The organism is Variovorax nivicola (genome assembly GCF_051216475.1).
GTDB lineage: Bacteria > Pseudomonadota > Gammaproteobacteria > Burkholderiales > Burkholderiaceae_C > Variovorax.
Window position 1 is genome coordinate 628754 of record NZ_JBPJZK010000001.1, and the last position, 22637, is coordinate 651390.

General features: G+C 66.5%; 23 protein-coding genes. 14 read left to right on the forward strand and 9 right to left on the reverse strand.

Annotated features, from left to right (window positions below; all coding sequences use genetic code 11):
- Positions 1 to 56 precede the first annotated feature (56 nt).
- From ACSFBF_RS02965 to ACSFBF_RS02975, 3 genes are all read left to right on the forward strand, one after another.
- The gene (locus ACSFBF_RS02965) at positions 57 to 1661 is read left to right on the forward strand and encodes an MFS transporter (protein ID WP_435464840.1); all 1605 of its coding nucleotides are present in this window, start codon (positions 57 to 59) and stop codon (positions 1659 to 1661) included.
- 12 nt (positions 1662 to 1673) lie between these two features.
- Positions 1674 to 3158 (forward strand): flavin-containing monooxygenase, encoded by a 1485-nt coding sequence (locus ACSFBF_RS02970; protein ID WP_435464841.1) that lies wholly within the window; start codon positions 1674 to 1676, stop codon positions 3156 to 3158.
- Between the two features lie 90 nt (positions 3159 to 3248).
- A complete protein-coding gene (locus ACSFBF_RS02975; protein WP_435464842.1) occupies positions 3249 to 3998 on the forward strand; it encodes a hypothetical protein in 750 nt (249 codons plus the stop codon).
- A 33-nt stretch (positions 3999 to 4031) separates the two neighbouring features.
- Here ACSFBF_RS02975 and ACSFBF_RS02980 read toward each other — a convergent pair whose 3' ends face one another.
- Positions 4032 to 4553 carry an HD domain-containing protein gene (locus ACSFBF_RS02980; RefSeq protein WP_435464843.1) on the reverse strand — a complete coding sequence of 174 codons (522 nt, stop codon included), beginning with the start codon at positions 4551 to 4553 and terminating at the stop codon, positions 4032 to 4034.
- A 176-nt stretch (positions 4554 to 4729) separates the two neighbouring features.
- Between ACSFBF_RS02980 and ACSFBF_RS02985 the strand changes: the two genes are divergently transcribed.
- The 5 genes from ACSFBF_RS02985 to ACSFBF_RS03005 are packed head-to-tail and all read left to right on the forward strand — an operon-like array spanning position 4730 to position 10636.
- Positions 4730 to 5764 carry a TRAP transporter substrate-binding protein gene (locus ACSFBF_RS02985; protein ID WP_435464844.1) on the forward strand — a complete coding sequence of 345 codons (1035 nt, stop codon included), beginning with the start codon at positions 4730 to 4732 and terminating at the stop codon, positions 5762 to 5764.
- 15 nt (positions 5765 to 5779) lie between these two features.
- On the forward strand, positions 5780 to 7651 hold the full coding sequence (locus tag ACSFBF_RS02990) for a TRAP transporter large permease (protein WP_435465900.1): 1872 nt from the start codon (positions 5780 to 5782) through the stop codon (positions 7649 to 7651).
- 45 nt (positions 7652 to 7696) lie between these two features.
- Positions 7697 to 8746: a LacI family DNA-binding transcriptional regulator gene (locus tag ACSFBF_RS02995; RefSeq protein ID WP_435464845.1), complete on the forward strand. Its 1050-nt coding sequence runs from the start codon at positions 7697 to 7699 to the stop codon at positions 8744 to 8746.
- A gap of 32 nt (positions 8747 to 8778) precedes the next feature.
- Positions 8779 to 9780 carry an NAD(P)-dependent oxidoreductase gene (locus tag ACSFBF_RS03000; RefSeq protein WP_435464846.1) on the forward strand — a complete coding sequence of 334 codons (1002 nt, stop codon included), beginning with the start codon at positions 8779 to 8781 and terminating at the stop codon, positions 9778 to 9780.
- A 34-nt stretch (positions 9781 to 9814) separates the two neighbouring features.
- Positions 9815 to 10636: an amidohydrolase family protein gene (locus tag ACSFBF_RS03005; protein ID WP_435464847.1), complete on the forward strand. Its 822-nt coding sequence runs from the start codon at positions 9815 to 9817 to the stop codon at positions 10634 to 10636.
- On the opposite strand, the gene soxR is transcribed toward ACSFBF_RS03005, so the two are convergent.
- Positions 10633 to 11106 (reverse strand): redox-sensitive transcriptional activator SoxR, encoded by a 474-nt coding sequence (gene soxR / locus ACSFBF_RS03010; RefSeq protein ID WP_435464848.1) that lies wholly within the window; start codon positions 11104 to 11106, stop codon positions 10633 to 10635. The two genes, ACSFBF_RS03005 and soxR, sit on opposite strands and share 4 nt — an antisense overlap.
- A 99-nt stretch (positions 11107 to 11205) precedes the next feature.
- On the opposite strand from soxR, the gene ACSFBF_RS03015 reads away from it, so the two are divergent.
- From ACSFBF_RS03015 to ACSFBF_RS03035, 5 genes are all read left to right on the forward strand, one after another.
- Entirely contained in the window at positions 11206 to 11544 is a 339-nt protein-coding gene (locus ACSFBF_RS03015) for an antibiotic biosynthesis monooxygenase (protein WP_435464849.1), read from the forward strand.
- Positions 11545 to 11682: 138 nt separating this feature from the next.
- Entirely contained in the window at positions 11683 to 12192 is a 510-nt protein-coding gene (locus tag ACSFBF_RS03020; RefSeq protein ID WP_435464850.1) for a sigma-70 family RNA polymerase sigma factor, read from the forward strand.
- Positions 12193 to 12285: 93 nt separating this feature from the next.
- Positions 12286 to 13302, forward strand: coding sequence for a FecR family protein (locus ACSFBF_RS03025; protein WP_435464851.1), 1017 nt, complete (start codon positions 12286 to 12288; stop codon positions 13300 to 13302).
- A gap of 101 nt (positions 13303 to 13403) precedes the next feature.
- The gene (locus ACSFBF_RS03030) at positions 13404 to 15809 is read left to right on the forward strand and encodes a TonB-dependent siderophore receptor (RefSeq protein WP_435464852.1); all 2406 of its coding nucleotides are present in this window, start codon (positions 13404 to 13406) and stop codon (positions 15807 to 15809) included.
- 111 nt (positions 15810 to 15920) lie between these two features.
- Positions 15921 to 16397 (forward strand): VOC family protein, encoded by a 477-nt coding sequence (locus ACSFBF_RS03035; protein WP_435464853.1) that lies wholly within the window; start codon positions 15921 to 15923, stop codon positions 16395 to 16397.
- Positions 16398 to 16427: 30 nt separating this feature from the next.
- On the opposite strand, the gene ACSFBF_RS03040 is transcribed toward ACSFBF_RS03035, so the two are convergent.
- The 7 genes from ACSFBF_RS03040 to ACSFBF_RS03070 all read right to left on the reverse strand — a co-directional run bounded on the left by ACSFBF_RS03040 (position 16428) and on the right by ACSFBF_RS03070 (position 21455).
- Entirely contained in the window at positions 16428 to 17855 is a 1428-nt protein-coding gene (locus ACSFBF_RS03040) for an MATE family efflux transporter (protein WP_435464854.1), read from the reverse strand.
- On the reverse strand, positions 17852 to 18418 hold the full coding sequence (locus tag ACSFBF_RS03045) for a DUF2239 family protein (RefSeq protein WP_435464855.1): 567 nt from the start codon (positions 18416 to 18418) through the stop codon (positions 17852 to 17854). The genes ACSFBF_RS03040 and ACSFBF_RS03045 overlap by 4 nt, the downstream gene beginning before the upstream one ends.
- Positions 18419 to 18522: 104 nt before the next feature.
- Positions 18523 to 18885, reverse strand: a complete 363-nt coding sequence (locus tag ACSFBF_RS03050; RefSeq protein WP_435464856.1) for a GIY-YIG nuclease family protein — start codon at positions 18883 to 18885, stop codon at positions 18523 to 18525.
- Between the two features lie 61 nt (positions 18886 to 18946).
- Positions 18947 to 19462 (reverse strand): hypothetical protein, encoded by a 516-nt coding sequence (locus ACSFBF_RS03055; RefSeq protein ID WP_258354649.1) that lies wholly within the window; start codon positions 19460 to 19462, stop codon positions 18947 to 18949.
- Between the two features lie 61 nt (positions 19463 to 19523).
- Positions 19524 to 19853, reverse strand: coding sequence for a hypothetical protein (locus ACSFBF_RS03060; RefSeq protein WP_093056822.1), 330 nt, complete (start codon positions 19851 to 19853; stop codon positions 19524 to 19526).
- Between the two features lie 16 nt (positions 19854 to 19869).
- A complete protein-coding gene (locus ACSFBF_RS03065; RefSeq protein ID WP_435464857.1) occupies positions 19870 to 20688 on the reverse strand; it encodes a hypothetical protein in 819 nt (272 codons plus the stop codon).
- A gap of 77 nt (positions 20689 to 20765) precedes the next feature.
- Complete coding sequence (locus ACSFBF_RS03070) at positions 20766 to 21455, reverse strand: hypothetical protein (RefSeq protein WP_435464858.1); 690 nt, start codon at positions 21453 to 21455, stop codon at positions 20766 to 20768.
- A 381-nt stretch (positions 21456 to 21836) separates the two neighbouring features.
- Here ACSFBF_RS03070 and ACSFBF_RS03075 point away from each other — a divergent pair, with 381 nt between their 5' ends.
- Entirely contained in the window at positions 21837 to 22631 is a 795-nt protein-coding gene (locus ACSFBF_RS03075; protein WP_435464859.1) for a LuxR C-terminal-related transcriptional regulator, read from the forward strand.
- The last annotated feature ends 6 nt before the right edge of the window (positions 22632 to 22637 follow it).

Genomic DNA, 22637 nt, shown 5'->3' on the forward strand with positions numbered 1-22637 from the left:
CCCGCCTCGGAGAAGAAAAAAGAGGCAAGACCGGAATCCCATAAGAAGGAGACCCCATGGCACAGATCGGCAAGGCGCCCTGCGACGACACGCTGATCCTGCATGGTGCCCATGTGGAAGAGGGGGCCTGTCCCGAAGCCTCCAAGCCCTGGGTGTTGGCCGCGGCCATCGTGGGTTCGAGCATGGCCTTCATCGACGGCACGGTGGTCAACGTAGCCCTGCCGGCCATCCAGGCCGACCTGCTGGCCACGGCCTTCCAGGCGCAATGGGTGGTCGAGTCTTATGCCTTGCTGCTGGCGGCGCTGCTGCTCGTGGGCGGTGCACTCGGCGATCACTATGGCCGGCGGCGCATCTTTGCAATCGGCGTCGGCATCTTCGCCTTGTCGTCGGTGGCCTGCGGGCTCGCGGCCAGCGTGCAACAGCTCATTGCCGCGCGGGCGGTGCAGGGCATCGGTGGCGCGCTGCTGGTGCCGGGCAGCCTCGCGCTCATCAGCGCGGCCTTTCCCGAGAAAGAGCGCGGCAAGGCCATCGGCACCTGGTCGGGTTTCAGCGGCATCACCGCGGCCGTGGGGCCGGTGCTGGGCGGCTTCCTGGTCGACCATTTCTCGTGGACCTGGGCGTTTCTCATCAACGTGCCGATGGCGTTGCTGGTGCTGTGGATCGCCTGGCGCCACGTGCCCGAAAGCCGCGGCGCCTCGGCCAGCGGCGGGCTGGACGTGTGGGGTGCGCTGCTTGCGACGGCCGGACTCGGTGGCATCGTCTACGCCTTCATCGAGGCGCCGACACAGGGCTGGGGTTCGCCGGCCGTGCTCGCGGCGCTGGTCATCGGCGTGCTGGGCAGCGTGGGCTTCATCGCAGTCGAGCGCAAGGTGCGCACGCCGATGCTGCCGCTGGGGCTGCTGCGCATCGGCAACTTCAGCGGCGCGAATCTGCTGACACTGCTGCTCTATGCGGCGCTGGGCGGCGGGCTGTACTTCTTTCCGCTCAACCTGATTCAGGTGCAGGGCTATTCGGCCACGGTGGCGGGTGCGGCGCTGCTGCCGTTCATCTTCATCATGTTCGCGCTCTCGGGCTGGGCCGGGCAACTGGTCGACCGCTTCGGGCCGCGCATGCCGCTGGTCATCGGGCCTTCGATCGCGGCGGTGGGCTTTGCGCTGTTCGCGCTACCGGGCGTGGGCGCGAGCTACTGGAGCGGCTTTCTGCCGGCCGTGGTGGTGCTGGGCTTCGGCATGACGGTGACAGTCGCGCCGCTGACGACCACGGTCATGAATGCGGTCGGGCCCGACCTGGCGGGCGTGGCCTCGGGCGTGAACAACGCCGTGTCGCGAGCGGCGGCGGTGTTGGCGATTGCGGTGTTCGGCGCGATCATGGCCTGGGCCTTCGACGCGGCGCTGGCGAACAACCTGCGCGAGATGGGCGCCTCGGCGCAGGTATCGGCTTTTCTTGAAGGCGAGCGCAGCAAGCTGGCCGGCGCGGCGCTGCCACCGGGCGTGGATGCAGCCACGGCTGCGGCGGTCAAACGGGCCGTGGCCGAATCGTTCGTGGCTGGCTTTCGCTGGGTGATGCTGCTGAGCGCCGGGCTGGCCGTGCTGAGTGCGGTGAGTGCGTGGCTGATGATCCGGGGCACTCCCGCCGCAGGAGGTCCGGTCGGCAAGAGCTAAGGAGACAAGTCGATGCAGGAAGAAGAGCGACAGCAGGTGCAGCACATCGATGTCCTGATCGTCGGCGCCGGCCTCTCGGGCATCGGCGCCGGTTACCACCTGCAGGCGAGCTGCCCGGGCCGAAGCTACGTCATCCTCGAAGGGCGGGAACGCAGCGGCGGCACGTGGGACCTGTTCCGTTATCCGGGCGTGCGTTCGGATTCGGACATGTACACGCTGGGCTATTCGTTCCGTCCGTGGACTCACGCGAAGTCGATTGCCGATGGGCCCACGATCCTGAACTACCTGCGCGAGACGGCGGCGAAGCATGGCATCGACCGAAAGATCCGCTTCAACCATCGCGTGGTGCGCGCCTCGTGGTCGACGCCCGATGCCTGCTGGAGCGTCGATGTCGAGCATGGCCCCGAGCGCCTTCCGCTGCGCGTGCGCTGCAGCTTTCTCTTCTTGTGCAGCGGCTACTACAGGTACGAAGCCGGCTACACGCCCGAGTTTGCGGGCATCGGCGACTACACAGGTCGTGTCGTCCATCCGCAGCACTGGCCCGAAGACCTCGACTGCAGCGGCAAGCGGGTGGTCGTGATCGGCAGCGGCGCGACCGCGATGACGCTGGTGCCGGCCTTGGCAAAGACGGCCGCGCATGTCGTGCTGCTGCAGCGCTCGCCCACCTATGTTGTCGCGCGGCCGGCACAGGACCCCATCGCGCACGGGCTGCGGCGCTTTCTACCGGACAAGCTGGCCTATGGCCTCACGCGCTGGAAGAACGTGCTGCTGGCCATGTACTTCTTCCGCCTCGCGCGGCGCAAGCCGGAGCGTGCGAAGCGGATGATTCTTGGCGGCGTGCGGCAGGCCCTCGGCCCCGACTACGACATCGCCACGCACTTCACGCCGCGCTACAACCCGTGGGACCAACGCATCTGCCTCGTGCCCGACGGCGACCTGTTCGCGGCCCTCAACGCAGGGCGCGCCTCGATGGTGACGGACCAGGTTGACACCTTCACGCAGGGCGGCATCCGGTTGCAGTCGGGCGCTGAACTGGAGGCCGATGTGGTCGTTACCGCCACTGGCCTCGAACTGCAGGTGCTCGGCGGAGTGCAGATCGACGTAGACGGCCATCGCGTGGACCCGGCCGGGACCTTCAACTACAAGGGAATGATGTTCAGCGACGTGCCCAACCTGGCCTCGTCGTTCGGCTACACGAACGCCTCGTGGACGCTCAAGAGCGACCTGACCTGCGCGTATGTCTGCCGGCTGCTCAACCACATGGAGAAGCATGGCTGCACCCAATGCACGCCGCGCAACACCGACCCCGCAATGGCACCCGAGCCCTGGCTCGATTTCTCATCGGGCTATGTGCAGCGCGCGGTGGGCAGGTTTCCGAAGCAGGGTTCGCGCGCACCGTGGCGGGTGTATCAGAACTACGCGCGCGACCTTGTGAGCCTGCGCTTCGGGGCGGTGGACGATGGGGTGATGGAGTTCTCGAACCCTCGCCGCGCCTAGAGGATTGCGTGCGCAAGCAATCCTCTTTCCAGGGGATGCGGCGAAAAACCTGCTTCCTAGAATGAAGCACACCAAGGAGAGGGAACCGACATGAAGCAACGAACCGGATGGGTCATGGTGCTGGCGTGCGGCATCAGCGTCTTCGCATCGGGCGGGGCAGCAGCGCAGGCGGAGTACGCGATTCGCTGGGATCCGTCTCAGGGCGGCCCCAAGACTGCGGCAGAGGCACTCGCTCGGTTGGCGCCGGGCGACAACGACATCGAAACGGACCTCTTCAGGGTGCGCTACGCCAGCGAGGTGAAGGCGCCCACGGGCGTTGTCGGCGCAAGGGCCATCCTTCGCGAGCGGGAACGCACGAGCAAGGCGCGCCACGAGCTGACTTACAAGCTGCGCAGCGATTCGCCGCTGCCTTCGGCGCCCAGCTTTGCCGGCGCGCAGTGCCCGGCGGGTCCGCTGGTCGGTCCGAAGGACGAGACGAAAGACGAAATCGACGTGTCGTTCACCGGCGCGGCAGATCCGGTGCGCGCGTTTTCGCGCAGTTGCACCGTTCAATCCACGAGCGCGCCGCCGCCAGTCCCCGAGGCGCTGCAAGCCCGCTTCGCGGCTTGCGAAAGCACAACGACACGACTCGGGCTCAAGCAGCGGGGAAATCTCCGAGTCGAGGAATGGCGCCTGCCGGGAGGGCGCATCGCCATCGAGGCCTCGCGCACGGGCCCCGACTCCTCGAAGGCGCTGCAAGCGTTTCGCCGCGAGGTGGTCGAGCCCCTGACCACGGGGAGCAACGCCATCCGGCCGCTGTCGCGCAGCAAGACGGACCTGGGCAGCGATTGCGGCACCTGACGAGCGCGCCGCGCGAGCTTGGTGCCAACCTGGCTAAGGCGCGTGCACGGGAGAGAGCAGGCTGTCCAGCTCGCTCCACAGCGGATCGCATTGCCCCGCCCTGAACGCAGCGGCCCTGAAGGTCGGGTGCTCGCCGTGGTACGTGTCCCACAGCGTGCGATGCCCGTCCGCCACGCAGGCCCGCACATTGGCCAGCCGGTCGGCGGCCTTCACCACCAGCGCGAGTTCTTCGTCGCCCGTTACCTTCGCCAGCGCCGCATAGGTCTTGGCCTTGCGCTCCTTGCGGTTGGCGCCGGGCGCATCGGTCAGCAGCGCGACGCAGGCTGCCACCAGTTCGCCGAAGCGTGAGCGCACGTCGGCCACCGTGGCCTCGGTGTCCTCGACAACGTCGTGCAGGTAGCCGATGACGCGTGCCTTGTCGCCGTAGGGCCGGAGCAGGGCGACCACGGCGTCCAGGTGGTGCACGTACGGATGAGGGCCGTACTTCTGCTCGCCATGCATTTCGACGGCATAGGCGCGGGCGGCGTCGGGTGTCGATGAAGTGATGGTGGTCATGCGGCGTCCTGTGGTTTTTCCATTCTGCCTTTTGCTTTGCAGCGCGCGGTCTTTACCTCGTTTACGGAGGAAAACACCTATCGGAAGCGCATTGTCGGCATTCTTGTGTATCGATACAGTAAATCGTTCCACCAAAAACGGGCGCACGACCCGACAACCCTCCAGGAGACAAGAAAATGACCTCGCTTTCACGCCGCCGGTTCGTCCAGTCATCGTCCGCCTTGTCGCTTGCGGCGGCCACGGCGGGTTTCTCGCAGCACGCCTTCGCGCAGGAAAAAGCCGTGGCGCTGCGGCTGTCGTCGTCCCACGTGGCCGACCTCAATTCCTCGCACTTCGCATGGGTGCAGTTGATGCAGGCCAACCTGAAGAAGGCGGTGGGCGAGCAGATCCGCATCGACTACTTTCCGAACAACCAGCTCGGCAAGGAAAGCGACGTGGTGCAGCAGGTGAAGGTGGGCTCCATCGACATGATGCTCACGGGCTCGTCGATCTGGGCCACGGTAACGCCGCAGCTGGGCATGCTCGACCTGGGCTACCTGTTCGACAGCTACGAGCACGTGGCGCGTTCCGTGGAGGCGGGCGTGGGGCCGAAGCTCAACGACATGCTGGTGAAGAGCACGGGCTGCCAGATCATCACCTGGGGTGCGCACTACGGCGCGCGCAACGTCTACACCAAGCAGCCGGTGAAGGGGCTGGCCGACATCAAGAACGTGAAGCTGCGCGTGCTGCCCACACCGGCTTTCATCGAGACTTTCAAGATCATGGGCGCGATCCCCACGCCCATCTCTTTCGGCGAGCTCTACATGGCGGCGCAGACCGGCGTGGTCGACGGCTTCGAGCACGACGCCGGCACGGTGCTGGCCAACAAGCTCAACGAGGTGGTCAAGCACTGCTGGATGACCGAGCACCTGTTCAGCCCGATGGTCTGCGTGGCCGGCAAGCGCGCGATGGACCGCATCCCCGCCGCACTGCGCCCGGCCTTCCTGAAGGCCGCGGCCGATTCCACGCTGCAGCAGCGCCAGATCGGCAACGAGCGCACGCAGCAGGTGATGGAAGAGCTGAAAAAGCTCGGCATCACCTTCACACCCATGGCAAAGAACGAGCGCGACCAGGTCCGCAAGGAAATGGAAACGAAGCTCTGGGCTGGTTTCGCCAAGCAGTACCCGGAGACGGGGCCGCTGTTCGCTGCCATCAACGGCGCCCGGGTCTGAAGCGCCATGTCGAGCATGTCTCTGCCGTTGCAACCCGCGCTCGGCTTCGATGCCAGCCACGCCGCAGGCCGCTGGCTGGCCTGGCTGATGCGCATGACCGAATACGTGGCCGGCGCGGTGCTGGCCATCGACGTGGTGGTCGTCTTCATCTCGGTCGTCTTCCGGTACTTTCTGCACGACCCCTTCGACTGGGCGGAGGAGGTGGCGCGCGCGTTGATGGTGATCCAGGTGTTCTTCGGTGCGGCCACGGTGCTGGCGCGCAGCCAGCACGTGGGCGTGGACCTGTTCCGCGGCATGCTGCCGGCGCGCTGGCAGCCGGCGCTCATCCAGTTCGGCAGCTGGATCATCGTGGGGGTGTCGGCGAGCCTCTTCGCATCGTCGTGCGAGCTGCTGCTCGATTCGTACAACATGACGACTTCCATCGGCCTGCCGCAGTGGATCTACGTGTACCCGGTGGCCATCGGTAGCCTGTTCATGACGCTGTTCGGGCTGGCCAATGCGGTGAACGGGCCGTCGCGCATGGTGTGGTCCACGCTGGGCGTGGGGCTGGCGCTGACGGCGGCGGTGGTGGGCTGGAACACGCTGATGAGCGAGCACGCGATTCCACCCTGGGCGCTGCTCCTGGCGGGCTTTCTTGGCGGCATGGCGCTGGGGATGCCGATTGCCTTCGTGCTCGCGCTGTCGTCGCTGGTGTTCTTCATGGCCGATCCGTCGCTGCCCATGCTGGTGTATTCGCAGCAGGTGATGGCGGGCACCGACCACTATGTGCTGCTGGCCATTCCGTTCTTCGTGCTGGCGGGCCTGCTGATGGAGGCCAACGGCATGTCGTCGCGGCTCATCGAGCTGCTGCTGCGCATGTTCGGGCGGCTGCGCGGCGGGTTGGGGCTCATCACCATCACGGCCACTGCGTTCTTCTCTGGCGTGTCGGGCTCCAAACTGGCGGACATCGCGGCAGTGGGCGGCATCATCATGCCGGCCGTGCGCAAGACCAAGCAGGACCCGAACGAAACCGCCGGCCTGCTGGCCTGCACCGCGGTTATGGCCGAGACCATTCCGCCGTGCATCAACATGATCATCATGGGCTTCGTGGCCAACATCTCGATTGCCGGGCTGTTCATGGCAGGGCTGATACCGGCCGTGGTGCTGGCGGTGTCGCTGGCCGCGGTGACCATCTACGTGGGCACGAAGATCAACCCCGATGAGGCCTTCGATGTGCGCACGCCCATGTTCCGCCTGCTGGGCGGCGCGCTGGTTGCGCTGGTCATGGTGGCGATGATCGGCAAGGGCGTCACCTCGGGCATAGCGACCTCGACCGAGGTGTCTTCGTTCGCGGTGGTCTATGCGCTGGTGGTGGGCTGGCTGGCCTTTCGCGAGCTCACGGTGAAGTCGGTGGCGCGGCTGTTCGTGCGTTCGGCGTCGATGGCGGGCGGCATTCTCTTCATCGTGGCTGCGGCGTCGAGCCTGTCTTTTGCGCTCACGATCCAGCAGATTCCGCAGTACCTGTCGGAGTTCATGATCGGCTTTGCACACTCCTACGGCAGCACGATGTTCGTGCTGCTGTCGGTGCTCATCATGATCGTGTTCGGCGCCATTCTCGAAGGCGCGCCGGCGCTCATCATCTTCGGGCCGCTGCTCACGCCCATTGCCTCGCAGCTGGGCGTGAACCCGCTGCACTTCGGCACGGTGATGGTCATTGCCATGGGCTTCGGGCTGTTCGCGCCGCCGGTCGGGCTGGGCCTGTTCGCCACCTGCGCAATCACCGGCACGCAGGTGAAGGACGTGGCGCGGCCGATGATGAAATACCTGGCCGTCTTGTTCGTTACCCTCGTGGTCCTGGTGTTGGTGCCGGCCTTTTCCACGTGGCTGCCGCTGCGCATGGGGATGTGAGCGGACCGCAACAGGACGAAGACCAGAGACAACAGGAAGGATGCCGTGAGCAGAATCAGTGATGTAGCCCAGCGGGCAGGGGTGTCGACCAGCACCGTGTCGAACGTGTTGAACGGGCGCAGCGACCGCATGGCCAAGGAGACGCTGGCGCGCGTCGAGACCGCCATCCGCGACCTCAAGTACCGGCCCAACACCTCGGCGCGGCAGCTCAAGACGGGGTACACGCCGCTGATCGGGCTGCTGGTGCCGTCGATGGCCAACCCGATGTACGGCTTCATTGCCCGCGAGGTGGAAACGCTGGCGCAGGAGCGCTACGGCTTTCGCATCATGATCGGCAACACCTACCGCGACGCTGCCAAGGAAGCGCATTTCTTCGAGGACCTGATGGCGCACGGCGTGCGCGGCGTGATCATCATCTCGTCGCTGGTCGACGAGCAGCACGTGGAGGCGGCCGCCGAGCGCGGGCTGGTGGTGGTGAGCTACGACCGGCGCGCCACGCCCGCCGCATCCGGTGGGGCCTCGGTGATCGACCACGTGACGGTCGACAGCTTCGAGTCGTCGCGCATCGCCACGCAGCACCTGATCGAGCAGGGGCATCGCCGGCTGGCCTTCGTCACCCCGTCGGGCCGCACCATGAGCCGCAACGAGAAGATCTACGGCTTCCTGGCCGCCGCGAAGAGCGCGGGCCTCGAAGGCAGCGCGCAGGTCATCGAAGGCATGCCGGTCGACGAGTACGGCGATTCGATGATGAGCGAGCTGGGCCGCATGCAGGCCGGGCTGATGGCGAAGTCGAAGAATCGCCCGACCGGCGTGATCGGCGTGAACGATCTGCTGGCCTTCGGCCTGATGGCGGGCTTTCGCGATGCGGGCCTGGCGGTGCCGCAGGACGTGTCGGTCATCGGCATCGACAACGTGTTTCTCTCGACGCTGATGCACCCCGCGATGACGTCGGTGCGCGTGCCGGTGCCCGAGATGGCGCAGGTGATGGTCGAGCGGGTGATGAGCCGGCTGTCCGATCCGTCGATTCCGACGCAGGAGTTCGTTTTCGCGCCCACGCTGGTGGCGCGTGAATCGGTGGCGCCGCCGCGCGGCTAGTCCTTTTCTTTCCTGAGCAGAAGTCTTCTTTCATGACCACGGTTTTCGTCAGCCATCCGCAAAGCAAGCTCGCCCATTACTTCGGCGACCGCGCCACGGCCGCCTTGCAGGCCATCGCGCAGGTGCGCTTCAACCCCACGGACACCGATCTCTCATCGCGCGAACTGGCCGAACTGGCACACGACTGCGACGCCATCATTTCCTACCGCCAGACGGTGGGCGACGAGGCGCTGTTCGCGGCGCTGCCGCAGCTCAAGGCCTTCGTGCGCTGCGCCATCGACATCCGCAACATCGACGTGGCGTCCGCCAGCCGGCATGGCGTGCTGGTGACGCAGGCGAGCGCGGGGTTCATCCCATCGGTGTCGGAGTGGATCGTGGGCGTGATGATCGACCTGGGGCGGCACATCAGCGCCTCGGCCGAGGGCTATCACGCAGGCCGGCCCGTGGTGCCGGCGATGGGGCGCGAGCTGCGTGGCAGCACGCTGGGCGTGATCGGCTACGGGCAGATCAGCCGCTACCTGTGCGATGTCGCGCTGGCGCTGGGCATGCGCATCGTCGTGTATGACCCGTACACCGCGACAGGCAGGGCCGAGTTCGCGCAGGTGGAGCTCGACGCGCTGCTGGCGCAATCGGACTTCGTGGTCTGCCTTGCTGCGGCCACCGAGGCGACCGAAAACATGATGAACGCCAAGACCTTCGCCGCGATGCAGCCGCACGCCTTCTTCATCAATGCCTCGCGCGGCAATCTCGTGGATGAAGACGCGCTGCTCGCCGCGCTCGATGCCGGCGTGATTGCTGGATGCGCTGTGGACGTGGGCCGCGCGCCCGACCAGATGCCGTCGCCGCGCGTGGCGGTGCACCCGCGCGTGATCGCCACGCCGCATATCGGCGGGCTCACGCCGGCGGCTGTCGAGCACCAGGCGATGGAAACCGTGTCGCAGCTGGCGGAGATCTTCCAGGGCAGGGCGCCGAAGGGGGCTGTGAATGCGGCCGAGGCCTACCGCTGGCAGCAGGCCTTCGGCGCGCGCGCCTGAACGTCCGATCCACACATCCCGCAAAGAGAGCCCCATGGAACCGACCCGGAATGCGCGCTACGCAGGCGCCTGCGATTGCCACGTCCACATCTACGAAGACTGCTTCCCGCTGATTCCGAACGTCGCATGGGTGCCGCCACATTCGCCCGTGTCGGCTTACCGCGAACAGGTGCAGCAGCCGCTGGGCATCGACCGCGCCGTGGTCGTGCAGCCCACGGGCTACGGCTTCGACAACAGCTGCACGCTCGATGCGCTGGCCCAGTTCGGCAATGCGGCGCGCGGCATCGCACTGGTTGCGCCCGACGTGGCCGATGCCGAGATTGCGCGCCTGCACGCGGGCGGCATGCGCGGCGTGCGCTACATGATGATCGGCGGCGTGCTGAGCTGGGCATCGCTCGAACCGATGGCCGCGCGGCTGGCCAATGCCGACTGGATGGTCAACCTGCAGCTCGACGGCCGCACGATGCCCGAGCACGAAGCGGTGCTCAAGCGCCTGCCGTGCCGGCTGGTGCTGGACCACAACGGCAAGTTCCTGGAACCGGTGGCGCCTGAGCACCCGTCGTTCCAGTCGCTGCTGCGCGTGCTCGATTCGGGGCGCGTGTGGATCAAGCTCTCGGCGCCCTACGAAACCTCGAAGACCGGCGCGCCCAGCTACGACGACGTGAGCCTGCTGGCCCGCACGCTGGCCGAGAAGTTTCCCGAGCGCTGCCTCTGGGCCAGCAACTGGCCGCACCCGGGGCGCAACCCCAGGCCCGAAAGCGCGCCGCTGTACGACCTGCTGTTTTCCTGGGCGACCAGCGACGACACGCGGCGGCGCATCCTCGTGGACAACCCGGCTGCGCTCTACGGTTTCTAGGCGCGGCGCTTCACCAGCAGGCGTTGCGGCCCCTGGCCCTCGGCGCCCAGCCGGTCCAGCGGATTGCGCAGCTTGCACCGGTCGATCGACAGGCAGCCGCAGCCGATGCAGTCGTCGAGCGTGTCGCGCAGTTTTTGCAGCTGCGCCATGCGCTCGTCCAGCTCGGCGCGCCACGAGGCCGACAGCCGGGCCCAGTCTTCGCGGCTGGGCGCGGCGGACGCGGGGAGGGTAGCCAGCGCGGTGCCGATGTCGGCAAGCGAAATGCCTACCCTTTGCGCTACCCGGACGAAGGCCACACGCCGCAGCACCGTGCGCGGATAGCGCCGCTGGTTGCCCGCAGTGCGGGTGCTGTCGATCAGGCCCTGGGCCTCGTAGAAGTGCAGGGTGGACACGGTGACGCCGCTGCGGCGCGCGACTTCGCCGACGGTGAGCGTGGGGGAGATGCCGGCCTTTTGCAGTGCGTCGTTCATGTGAAGAAAAACCTCTTGACCTCAACTTTGGTTGAGGTTTGAGAATAACTTTCAGCGCGCAGGTCCTGTGCGCATTTTTCTCACCAAGGAACCCACTTCATGTCGAACGATGCCATCGCCCTCCGATCTGGTCCCGTCTTCCGCATCGACAAGTTTGTCGTGCCCGCCGAAGCTCGCCCCGAGTTCATTGCCCAGATGCAGCGCATCCAGCAGATGCTGCGCACCTGGCCGGGCTGCCAGCGCACCTACGTGCTGGACCAGACCGGCGGCAGCGGCGAATTCAACGTGGTGACGCTGGTCGAGTGGGCGAGCGAGCAGGCCGTGGCCTCGGCCGCCGAGTTCGTGAAGAGGAAGTTCGCCGAGGAAGGCTTCGATCCCGTCGCGTTCACGAAGAACGCGGGCGTGCGCTCCGACCTGGGCTTCTACCGCATCGCCTGACGCCCTCTTTGGCTGGGCGGCACGGAAGCCGCAGATAATCGCCGCTTCCCGTTTTCTGATCGCATCAGGTAAGCCACGCCGTGTCGAAGCCAACCTGCTCCTGGACTTCGACCTCCCATTTCCGGCTGTGGTGCGCCTGTGTTCGAACGCTATTACCGCGAGCTGCTGAGCTTTCTTTCCCGCAAGGTGTCCGACCGCGCTACCGCGGCCGACCTGGCGCAGGAGAGCTACGCGCGGGTGTACGAGGCGCAGCGCACGGGCAGCGTGGTGCGCGATCCGCGTGCGCTGCTCTATCGCACGGCCCGCAACCTGGTTACCGACCACCATCGCCGCACAAGCGTGCGCGCGGGCGGCGACACGGCGGCGCCGGACGAGGAACCGCTCGAACTCGACGACTGCATCGGCCCGGAAACCTTCGAGCCCGACACCATCCTGTCTTCCGGCCAGGGCCTGGCGGCCATGGTCGAGACCATCGACCGGCTGCCCCCGCGCTGCAGGGAGGCCTTCGTGCTCTACAAGTTCGACGGCCTCTCGTATGCCGAGGTGGCCGAGCGCATGGGCATTTCGGTGCGCACGGTCGAGATGCAGTTACGCATCGCGATGGAAGCATGTTGGGCGTGCCTGGAGCGCACCAGCGGCCATGAATAAGAAGAGAGAACGCGCGGCAGGCACCACGACTACGGGGACTACGGGGTTTAGCCCCGCTCGCGCGTCTACATCCATAGGAACGCTCGCAGAGCCATGACCCAACCGCTGCCAACGCCAGAAGACGCAACGCGCCTGCGACAGGACGTGCTGGAGTGGTTCGTCCGCCGCAACCGCGAGGAATGGCGCGCGTCGGACGAGCGCGAGTTCCAGGCCTGGCTCGACGCGGACGCGCGGCATGGCGAGGCCTACCGCCAGTGGGAATCGCGCTGGCAGGTTTTCGATGCGATTTCGCCGGAGACGGTCGCGACCTGGCGCAGCGGCTTCGAGGGCAACCGGTCGGCTCCCACGCGTCGCGGCTTCCTGAAGCCGGCTTTCGCGCTGGCGGCCACGGGCATGGCGGTCGGCGCCGGCTACCTCGGATGGAGCCACATCCAGGCCCAACCCGTGTTCGAGCAGGCCTTTGCAACCCGGCGTGGGCAGCAGCTCGAAGCGCCTTTGCCCGACGGCTCCCGGCTACGGCTGGACACGGCGACCCGGCTGGAGGTGCGCCTTTTCCGCGACCGCCGCGAGGTGACGCTGATCGATGGGCAGGCGGTCTTCGCCGTGCAGTCCGATGCGAGCCGCCCCTTCGACGTGCTGGCCGGGCCGCTGCAGGTGCGGGTGGTCGGCACGCGCTTCGCCGTTCGGCACACGCCTGGCATGCAGGGCGCCGATGGGGCGCGGGTGTCGGTGGAAGAGGGCAAGGTGCGCGTCACGCGCCGGGTGCCGGGCGCGCAGGGCGGCGAGCTCTTTCTCACTGCAGGCCAACAGGTGGAGAGCGACGCGCAGGGCGTGCTGTCTGCCGTGGCGGCTGTTCCGGGCGAGGGCATCGCGCCGTGGCGGGAACACCGGCTGAGCTTTGTCGACACACCGCTGTCGCGCGCGCTGGCCGAGTTGGAACGCTATGGCAACACCGGCCTGGTGGTGAACGATCCGGCCGTGGCCGCCCTGCGGCTGAGCGGCACCTTCGATCCGCGGGACGCGCGCACGCTGCGGCGCGCCCTGGCGAGCGCCTTGCCCGTGCGCCTGAAAGAGACCGGTCCGGTCGCGGAAATCCTGCCCACCCCCTAGAAGAAAGAGAAAGATTTTTTTGCCGGCACTACGGTAATTCCGGCGGTTCGTGCGTCAGCCCAGATAGGAACCATTTGTATTCACTACCTGGAAGATTTCGGATGACGAACCGCTTGAAGATGACGCCGGCACCGCTGGCCCTGGCAATTGCGCTCGCGCTTGCGAGCTCGCCGCTGCTGGCCCAGACACAGGGGGCGCCGCAGCAGATCAGCATCGCGGCGCAGCCTCTGGCCGAGGCGCTGAACGACTGGGCGCGGCAGACCCGCATCCAGTTGGTCGTGCAGCAGAGCCTGGTGGCCGGCAAGACCGCGCCCGCCGTCGCGGGCAGCCTGACGCCACGGCAGGCGCTCGACCGGCTGCTGGCCGGTAGCGGCCTGGCTGTGACGATGGAAGGCAACGCCGCGGTGATCAAGACCGCGCCCGTATCGAGTTCTTCCACGCTGCCAGCGGTGACGGTGACGGCCGACAGCGAAGAGAGCGCCACAAGCCGCGTGCAGGGCTACGTGGCCAAGCGCAGCGCCACCGGCACCAAGACCGATACGCCGATCATCGAGACGCCGCAGTCGATCTCGGTGGTAACGGCCGACCGCATCGAGGCCATCGGCGCCACCAACCTCAAGGACGCGCTGGGCTACACGCCGGGCGTGTCGACCACCACCTACGGCGCCGATTCGCGCTATGACTGGATCTCGCTGCGCGGCTTCGACGCCTATTCGCCGGGCTTCTACCTCGACGGCCTGCCGCTGCGCAACAACAGCACCTGGGGCGTGTGGCGCACCGAGAACTACGGCGCCGAGCGCATCGAACTGCTGCGCGGCCCCTCGTCGGTGCTGTACGGCATGAGCGGCCCCGGCGGGGTGGTGAACGTGGTCAGCAAGCGCCCGACGGCCGAGCCCGTGCGCGAACTGCAACTGCAGGTCGGCGACCACGCGCGCCGCCAGGTCGCGGGCGATTTCTCGGGCGCGCTGGATGCGGACGGCAAGGTGCTCTACCGCATCACCGGCCTGCTGCGCGACGCACAACTGCCGGCGGCGAAAGAGGCCGACGACCGCACGTACATCGCGCCCTCGCTCACCTGGAAGCCTTCGAGCGACACCACGCTGACCTTGCTGTCTCAGTTCAGCCGTACGCGCAGCGGTGTCTACACCCGCGCGCGGCCGCAGATCGGCTCGCTCGACCCGACCGCGATCGGCACCTACATTCCCTCGAAGCTCTTCGTGGGCGAGCCGAGCTTCGACCGCTTCAACCAGGACCAGGAGATGGTTGGCTACCAGTTCGAGCACCGCATCAACGACACCTGGACGGTGCGGCAGAACGCGCGCTATGCGCACCAGAAGCTCGACTACAAGGGCACGCAGCTGTCCGGCTTCACCACGCTGAACCCCGATGTCCCGACCGACCCGGCCAACTTCCAGCAGATGTCGCGCAGCGTGTTCGGCAGCCGCGAGAACATCGGCGCGGTGGCGCTCGACAACCAGGCGCAGGCCGACTTCCGATTGGGCGAGACGCAGCACAAGGTGCTGGTCGGGCTGGACTACCAGCGCACCCGTATCGACCAGGTCACCTTCAGCGGCGGCAGCGCCTCGCCGCTGAACATCTACGCGCCGGTGTACGGCGGGCCGATCGAGCTGCCGGACCCGTACTTCAACGGCGTCACCCGGCTCACGCAAACCGGCGTTTACCTGCAAGACCAGATCAAGTGGGGCGACCGCTGGACGCTGACGCTGGGCGGGCGCTACGACCGCGCCGACAGCACCGTGGACAGCCGCATCGACGGCTCGCGCCAGCGCATTCGCGACCACAAGTTCACCAGCCGGGCAGGGCTGGTCTACCTGCACCCGAGCGGCTGGGCGCCTTACGTGAGCTACTCGGAGTCGTTCGCGCCGACCGCCACCATCGACCCCGTGTCGGGCGAGCCGTTCAAGCCGGAAAGCGGCAAGCAGGTGGAGGCGGGCGTGCGCTATCAGCCGGTGGGCAGCAAAGCGATGTACAGCGCGGCCATCTTCGATCTGCGGCGCAAGAACTACATCAGCTACGACGGCGATTTCCTGCCCAAGCAGACGGGCGAGATCTCGGTGCGCGGGCTGGAGCTCGAGGCCACGGCCGAGATTGCGTCGCGCATGAACCTCACGGCCTCGTACAGCTACACGCCCAGGGCCATCGTCACGGCCAGCAGCAATGCCAGCGAGATCGGCAAGCAGGCCACGGCCGTGCCGCGCCACCGGCTGTCGGTGTGGGCGGACTACCGCTTCGCCAACGGCGTGAAGGTCGGACTGGGCGCGCGCTACACCGGCTCGAACTACGGCGACGGCGAGGCCACATGGCCGAGCAAGGTGACAGCATCGACGGTGTTCGACGCCATGATCGGCTACGACATCGACCGCTGGAGCTTGGCACTGAACCTGCGCAACCTCACCAACAAGACCTACATCGCCAACTGCGGTTATGGCAATTGCTACTACGGCTATCCGCGCACGGCGGTGGCGACGGCCACCTATCGCTGGTAGACGGAGCACGCATGGGAACTTCCCGCTGACAGCCGCCGCGCGGGTTGACAAGCACCGCTCGCCGCTTTGATACTGAACCCTCCGGTTCATCATTCAAGCGAAGGAGACCCCATGCAAAAGATCGTTCCCTGCCTCTGGTTCGACGGCAACGGCGAAGATGCGCTGAAGTTCTACACATCCATCTTTCCGAATTCGCGCGTGACCGACAAGCTGCTCTGGGGCGACGTCAATCCGGCCAAGAAGGGCTCGCTGCTCACCGCGACCTTCGAGCTCGAAGGGCAGGAGTTCATGGTGCTCAACGGCGGGCCTCAGTACAAGTTCAACCCGGCCATCTCGATGCTTGTGAAGTGCGAGACGCAGGCCGAGGTCGACAACTACTGGGACAAGCTGCTCGAAGGCGGCGGCCAGCCGGTGCAGTGCGGCTGGCTCACCGACCGCTACGGCGTGTCGTGGCAAATTGCGCCCATGGCCATGATCCGCATGTTCCAGGACAAGGACCCAGCCAAGGCCGCCCGCGCGATGGAGGCGATGATGAAGATGATCAAGCTCGATCTCGCCGCGGCGCAGAAGGCCTTCGACGGGGAGTGATCCGCCGTCGCCCCGGCCAAGGTGTAGCGGTTACACCAGCCGGTGGATTGCCTTCTTGCGCCAAATCAGCTGGTAGTACGCGGTCTGCAGCAGCAGCATTGCGCCGAAGGTCACGGGGTAGGCAATCCAGATCCCGTCGAGCCCGATGCGGTGGCTCATGACCCAGGCCACCGGCACTTCCACGCCGAGGATGCAGACGATGGAAATCAGCGTGGGCACCAGCACCGAGCCGCTGGCGCGCATGATCCCCGACAGCGCAGCGGCCATGCCGAAGATCACCAGGCTCCACAGCATGATGTGCAGCAGCGTCTGGGCGATTTCGATGACTGGCGCGCTGGTGATGAAAAAGCCCATCAGCGGCCGCGAGAACAGGTAGCCCAGCAGCACGAGCCCGCCGGTCAACACGAGGTTCATCAGCAGCGCCGTCTTCGCGATTGCGCCGAGCCGGTTGGCACGGCCCGCGCCGATGGCCTGCGCGCCGAGGATCGACGCGGTGATGGCGATGGAGATCGCCGGGAACTGCACGTACGCCACCACCTGGTTCACCGCGCCGTAGGCCGCCGTGGCATTCGAGCCGTAGCTGTTGACCATCGAGAGCAGCACCACTTCGGCCAGCGCCACGACGATCATCTGCACGCCCGTGGGCACGCCGATGCGCAGCACGGCCTTCAGCAATTGCGGCTGGATGCGCAGGTTGCGCATGAACGCCGCGTCGGGCGCGAGCGGACTCTTTTTCTGGCGCAGCCGGAATCCGAGCCAGGTGGTCGCCACGATGAAGGACAGCACCGACGCCCATGCGCCGCTCGCCACGCCGAGCTGCGGAAGACCGCCCCAGCCGCGGATGAGCGCGGGCGTGACCACCAGCCCGATGAGCGTGGAGATCACCAGCGTGAGCAGCGGTGTGACGGTGTCGCCCACGCCGCGCAGCATCGCGGTGGCCAGCAGGAACACGAACACGCCCGGCATTGCGATCAGCATGATGCGGGCGTAGCGCGTGGAGTCGGCCAGCACGTCGGGCGGCGTGCCCAGCGCGGCCAGCATCGGCGTGGTGAACGCGCCGCCGAACACCGCGATCACCAGGCCCATCAGTACGCCGACGGTGAGCGTGGTGCCGGCCACGGCCTTGGCCTTGGCAACGTCGCGCGCACCCCAGGCCTGCCCGATCAGCACCGAAGCGCCGGCGCCCAGGCCGATGATGAAGGCGATGAAGAAGAACATCACCGGAAAGAAGCTCGACACCGCCGCCAGCGCGCCCACGCCGAGCATCTGCCCCACGTACACGTTGTTGAGCGTGCCCGAGAGCGATTGAAGGATGTTGCTGAGCAACATCGGCGCGAGGAAGAAAAGAAAGACCTTCCATAGCGGGCGCGGCGCGTTCACCGGCGCCACGGGCACGCCTTGCAGGCCGCTAGGGTCGGCGCCACTGCCGGCGCCGGTTGTCTCGGGTGTTGTTCTCATTGGGGAGGCCAGCCTGCGGCCGACAGTTTCTGCAGATGGGCGCGCACGTCGGCGGGCCAGGGCTCGATCAGGTTGCCGAAGCGTTGCTCTTCGCCGGCGAACAGTGCGCGGGTGGCTTCCTCGAAGCCGGGCAGGTTGCCCGCGATGGCGGTCATGAAGCGGTAGGTGGCTTCGTGTGCCGCGCGCACGGTGTCGCGCTCGGCGTTCACGCGGCGGGCGTCGTCGACCAGCTTGCGCAGCGCGACCGAGGCGCCGCCGGGCTGGCGTCCGAGCCAGTCCCAATGGCGCGGCAGCAGCGTGACTTCGCGTGCGACAACGCCGAGCTTGGGCCGACCGACGCCGCGCGGGGTGTCGTCGCGGTGCTCTGGTTCGTGTTCGCGCAGTTCGGGTAGTTCGCGCAGGTCGAGGTCGAGTTGCGTGCCGGTCTGGTCGTCGAAAACGAGGTACGGCCCGGGGTCGTCGCGGCGGCGCAGCTGGTCGAGCACTTCGGCCTTGCTGCCCTGTGCGATGCGCTGGAAGCCGAAGAACACGGTCAGGGTGGTGGGTGGGGTGTCAGATGACATTCGGGTGTTTTGTTCCTGGGGGTGCCAAGCGAAACGAGGTGCGTAATCTACTCGCTGATGCGCTCCGGTGTGCGGCATCTCGCCGCCGTACGTTGCGTGGGCGCTCATGGCGTGTTGTAGCCGTTCGGGCCGAAGCATTGAAGCTCTTCCTGCCAGAGTGGCAGGAGCCTGTCGAGTTCAGCCTTGCGGTCGAAATCGGGGTCTTCGCGCTCCTTGATCCGGTCGATTACCTCGAAGCTGAAATGGCCGGCGCTGTGCGCGTTCCAGTCTTGCTGGAGCGCCTTGTTGCGGTGAGCGCGCATGTTCAGTTCGAAGCGCGCGCGGTTCATCGCACCTTCGACGTCGATGCTGCCGGCCACGTAGACGCGGCCGTTCAGCTTGTTTCGGATGACGAAGACGCCGGCCGGGCGCGGAGTTTCCTTGTACTGGCGGGTGAGGGCGCGCCGGGTTTCTTCAGAGAGGTTCATGCATCAAATATTACCCGGGTTAAATTGAAATGACAATATACCCGGGTAAAAATGAGCCAAATCAACCTTCCCTGAACCGCCGCCAGCCGCGCGAAATGCGCCGGTTCAGCGCCCGCACCACGCGCCACGGACGGCTCTGTCGAACGATGGTGAGCACGTGGTCTTTCCAGGCCTTCCATCGCGGATACCAGCGGGCAAACCATGGAATGCGCATCAGCGGCCCTTCGACCAGCTGGAAGATCCGCGCGACGATGGCCGTGCCCGCCAGCTTGGCCAGCACGAGCACGGTGAGGCCCGTGGCTGCATGGCCGCGGCTGAAGAGAAAGAGAGCCAGCACCTTCACCGGAAGCAGCAGCAACACGGGTACGAAGAAGGCCAGCACAGCGCCCCAGGGCGGCAGCCGGCGCAGCCGTTCTTCGAGCGCGGCCCAGAAGGGAAGGCGGGACAACCGTGCCGCCAGCGCAGCCAGTGGCTCCCAGCCCCACTCCTCGAAGAGCAGCAGGGGAACGATGAGCGCGGTGCCAACGGCGCGGAGCAGGGCACGCAAGACGCGCAGGACGCGCGCGAGGAATGTCATCCGCGAAGGGTAAGGCAACGCGGGCCCGCGGCCGTCCGGCGCGCGGGCCAACGCCGCTTGTTTACTTCTTCTCCGGCACGAAGAAGAGGTATTCGCCGCGTCCCATCTCCGGAGTGATCTCGTAGCCGGAGCACAGGTCGCTGGCGCACTGCAGGATGATCACGCGCGGCCAGATCGTCGCGGCCGTCGGAAAGCCCGGCAGGTACTGCGGCACGTGCCATACGCCCAGGGTGCCGACCGGCTCGGCGTTCTCGGTGCCCCGTGCGTTCTGCAAGCCGCTGCCCATGTTCATCCGCTCGATGCGCAGCACCGGAGGCGAGGGCGCGGCCGCCGCAGCCGCGACTGTCGCTGTGCAGCAAGCCGCCAGCCAGAGGATTACGGTCCTGGTCATGTCAGGCTCCACGCGGTCATTGCCGGACCGCCATCGATACAGACGCAACGTCGCCGGCCGGCTGTGCTGCGCGAATGGCAGCCACTTCGCCCGGGTCCATTGCCGTCACCGTGGCGCTGGCAACGGGCATCGACACCGCTGCCGGAGGCTCGTCCTGGGCCGCGGCCACCGGCTGAGCGGCGGGCGCGACTTCGGCGATGGGCGCTGGTGGTGGCGCCGGTACCACTGCGACGGGGGCCACTGGCGCAGCCGCAGCCACCGGGCGCGGCGGTGCCAGGAGCGCACCGCTTGCCGATGCCTGCGGACCATAGGCGGTCACGCGCTCGTCCGCAGTCATCGACTGCGGGCATTTCGTGCCCGTCATTTCCAGCGCCGCCAGGGCCGCGGGGTCCATGCAGTCCATGGCGAGCGAGGCAGCCTTCATGCCCTTGTTCCAGAGCTCGCGGCTCATCTTCAGGCGCTTGCAGTGCTCGTCCGTCCAGGTGGTGCCGAAGCTGAGTCCGACGCCCGGTCCGTTCGCGCTGGCGCTCGAACTGCCCATGCAGGTGTCGTTGCTCGTCGTCAGGTTGGGGCCGTTGACCGACGGCACGTTCTTGATCGTGTAGCTGCCCCGGTAGTCGACGGTGCTCGTCGTGGCGCCCGTGTTGTTGACGTTCTGGTTCAGCGTCGCACGGGTGTCCGCGGGGGTGTTGGTGTTGAAGTTCACGGCCTGGCTGTTGCCCTGGGCCGAGGTGGTGGCTGAACTCGATGACTGGTTGTTGGCACCGCCCGCCGTGGTTTGCGCCATGGCGCCCGCGGACAAGCCCAGCAAGGTCAGGACAATAAGTTTTTTCATGTTCTCAACTCCTTTGGAAGCCGGGGAGGGGCAAGCCCCTCCCCATTTCTGAGTACAACAACCAGTGCAAGCGGGTCTCAGGGAGCCGATGCGGTTGCGCCGGAGCCAGCCAGGCCGCCGGTGCCGCCGCCGTTGCTGAAGCCAATGGCATTGCCCAGGCTGATGTTGGTCACGCCGAAGGAGCCGCCGGTCGAACCCGCCGTCGCCGAGGTGGTCGTGCCGTTGACGAAGCCGTTGATGGCGCCCGACGAGGCATTGAAGCTCGACGTCGTGCCGGAGGTGCGCGTCACCACGGCAAGGCCGCCACCAGGACCCGCGGCCGTTGCAGCCGTGTTGTTGGTCGTGGAGCCAGCGGTGCCGCCTGCACTGCCGCTCACCGAGTTCGGTCCACCAGCGCTGTAGTTGGCATTGGCGGTCGCGCCTGCATTGGCCGAAGCATTGGCAGCACCCGCTGCGGCGCCGTTGCCGGTCGTTGCAGCCACGCTGGTCACGCGGCCCTGTGTGGTCGCCGTGCCGCCTGCCGTTGCGCCACCGATGCGCAGACCCGGAAAGCTGACTGCGCCGCCAGCAGCGTTGGCGCTGGCCGACGAGCTGGAGTTGGCCGCGTTGTAGCTCAGTGCACTGCCCGTGCCCGAGCTGGCTGCCACAGATCCGGCGGAACTGGAAGAGCCGGTCGTCGTACTGGTGGCGGCGAGGGCCGTGGTGCTGGTTGCCGAGGCAACGCTTCCAACCAGAACCACTGCGATCGCGATGAGTGTCTTCTTCATGATGCTTCCTCGAAAGTTGTTGAAACGAACCCGATCGCCGGATCGATCCGGCCATCAGCTAACGGTCAGTGGCACTGCTTGAAATGCTTCCGTCACGACCGAGGTGCAGTTTCTGCGTCGAGGAACCGGGGAAAAATGCCCAGTGCTGGGTAGAGCGAGGCTATGGCGAAAGGTGTGTTTTGCACCGTTTCGGGGGCTGTGGGGGAAGGCTCCCTTGGTGCGATGTCCGAGAGAAAAACTACAACTTTCGATGGACATTGTTGACTAGTCGAAACAAAATGCAACCAAAGTAATCAAAAAAACTGAAACCCAAAATTTGAGTAGAAATGAATTAACTTTTGGTCACGAACAAGATGTGCTATTTGTCACAAAGGGGCTGGAATGGAAAGCGATCTCGACATTTCATTGACAGATGTGGGCAACGGGGCTAGGCAATACGCCAATCCCGGCCAGTTCGGCGGGCTCCTCTCGCCGTCCGCCGACACTCTCCCGTGGCCCGATTTCCTAACCGGGCAACAGACAAAACCCGTACGCGTCCTGCTGGTGGACGACGACCCCTTCGTGCGTCGCGTCATCGCCCAGGAATTGCTGGGCGACCTGCGCATTCAGCTCGAAGGGCAGGCCGGCACGCTGCGCGAAGGCCGACGATTGCTACTGCAGCATGAGTTCGACGTGCTCATGGTCGACATCCGCCTGGGCGATGGCAGCGGATTCGAGCTCATCGAAGAGGCCAAGCGGCACCGCAGCGCGGCGGAAATCATCGTCATCTCGGCGCTCGAGGACGAACCCCAGGTGCTGCATGCCTTCGAGCTCGGCGCCTCCGGCTACCTGGTCAAGAACGCGTGGTTCCAGAGCTATGCCCAGGCCGTGCTGCAGGTGGTGAACGGCGGGGCCGCCATCACCCCCCGGCTGGCGCGCCGGCTGCTCGTGCACCTCGATCACAAGCGCTCCAACGTCAACCCGGTGCGCCCGCCGGACACCAAGGCGACGTTATCCGCACGGGAGCGCGAAGTGTTGCGACTTGTAGCAACGGGCTACGTAACCGAAGAGATCGCGCTGCAGCTCACCATCAGCGCCCAAACGGTTAACGCACACGTCAAGAACATCTACCGCAAGCTGCACGCCCACACCCGCGCGCAGGCCGTGAGCTTTGCCTCCCACCGGGGGCTTCTGTAGCCCATG

What these genes read in the sequence shown, in the direction of transcription:
- ACSFBF_RS02965 (WP_435464840.1), top strand. Translation starts at nt 57, where the DNA reads ATGGCACAGATCGGCAAGGCGCCCTGCGACGACACGCTGATCCTGCAT.
- ACSFBF_RS02970 (WP_435464841.1), top strand. Translation starts at nt 1,674, where the DNA reads ATGCAGGAAGAAGAGCGACAGCAGGTGCAGCACATCGATGTCCTGATC.
- ACSFBF_RS02975 (WP_435464842.1), top strand. Translation starts at nt 3,249, where the DNA reads ATGAAGCAACGAACCGGATGGGTCATGGTGCTGGCGTGCGGCATCAGC.
- ACSFBF_RS02980 (WP_435464843.1), bottom strand. Translation starts at nt 4,553, where the DNA reads ATGACCACCATCACTTCATCGACACCCGACGCCGCCCGCGCCTATGCC.
- ACSFBF_RS02985 (WP_435464844.1), top strand. Translation starts at nt 4,730, where the DNA reads ATGACCTCGCTTTCACGCCGCCGGTTCGTCCAGTCATCGTCCGCCTTG.
- ACSFBF_RS02990 (WP_435465900.1), top strand. Translation starts at nt 5,780, where the DNA reads ATGTCTCTGCCGTTGCAACCCGCGCTCGGCTTCGATGCCAGCCACGCC.
- ACSFBF_RS03000 (WP_435464846.1), top strand. Translation starts at nt 8,779, where the DNA reads ATGACCACGGTTTTCGTCAGCCATCCGCAAAGCAAGCTCGCCCATTAC.
- ACSFBF_RS03005 (WP_435464847.1), top strand. Translation starts at nt 9,815, where the DNA reads ATGGAACCGACCCGGAATGCGCGCTACGCAGGCGCCTGCGATTGCCAC.
- soxR (WP_435464848.1), bottom strand. Translation starts at nt 11,106, where the DNA reads ATGAACGACGCACTGCAAAAGGCCGGCATCTCCCCCACGCTCACCGTC.
- ACSFBF_RS03015 (WP_435464849.1), top strand. Translation starts at nt 11,206, where the DNA reads ATGTCGAACGATGCCATCGCCCTCCGATCTGGTCCCGTCTTCCGCATC.
- ACSFBF_RS03025 (WP_435464851.1), top strand. Translation starts at nt 12,286, where the DNA reads ATGACCCAACCGCTGCCAACGCCAGAAGACGCAACGCGCCTGCGACAG.
- ACSFBF_RS03030 (WP_435464852.1), top strand. Translation starts at nt 13,404, where the DNA reads ATGACGAACCGCTTGAAGATGACGCCGGCACCGCTGGCCCTGGCAATT.
- ACSFBF_RS03035 (WP_435464853.1), top strand. Translation starts at nt 15,921, where the DNA reads ATGCAAAAGATCGTTCCCTGCCTCTGGTTCGACGGCAACGGCGAAGAT.
- ACSFBF_RS03040 (WP_435464854.1), bottom strand. Translation starts at nt 17,855, where the DNA reads ATGAGAACAACACCCGAGACAACCGGCGCCGGCAGTGGCGCCGACCCT.
- ACSFBF_RS03045 (WP_435464855.1), bottom strand. Translation starts at nt 18,418, where the DNA reads ATGTCATCTGACACCCCACCCACCACCCTGACCGTGTTCTTCGGCTTC.
- ACSFBF_RS03050 (WP_435464856.1), bottom strand. Translation starts at nt 18,885, where the DNA reads ATGAACCTCTCTGAAGAAACCCGGCGCGCCCTCACCCGCCAGTACAAG.
- ACSFBF_RS03055 (WP_258354649.1), bottom strand. Translation starts at nt 19,462, where the DNA reads ATGACATTCCTCGCGCGCGTCCTGCGCGTCTTGCGTGCCCTGCTCCGC.
- ACSFBF_RS03060 (WP_093056822.1), bottom strand. Translation starts at nt 19,853, where the DNA reads ATGACCAGGACCGTAATCCTCTGGCTGGCGGCTTGCTGCACAGCGACA.
- ACSFBF_RS03065 (WP_435464857.1), bottom strand. Translation starts at nt 20,688, where the DNA reads ATGAAAAAACTTATTGTCCTGACCTTGCTGGGCTTGTCCGCGGGCGCC.
- ACSFBF_RS03070 (WP_435464858.1), bottom strand. Translation starts at nt 21,455, where the DNA reads ATGAAGAAGACACTCATCGCGATCGCAGTGGTTCTGGTTGGAAGCGTT.
- ACSFBF_RS03075 (WP_435464859.1), top strand. Translation starts at nt 21,837, where the DNA reads ATGGAAAGCGATCTCGACATTTCATTGACAGATGTGGGCAACGGGGCT.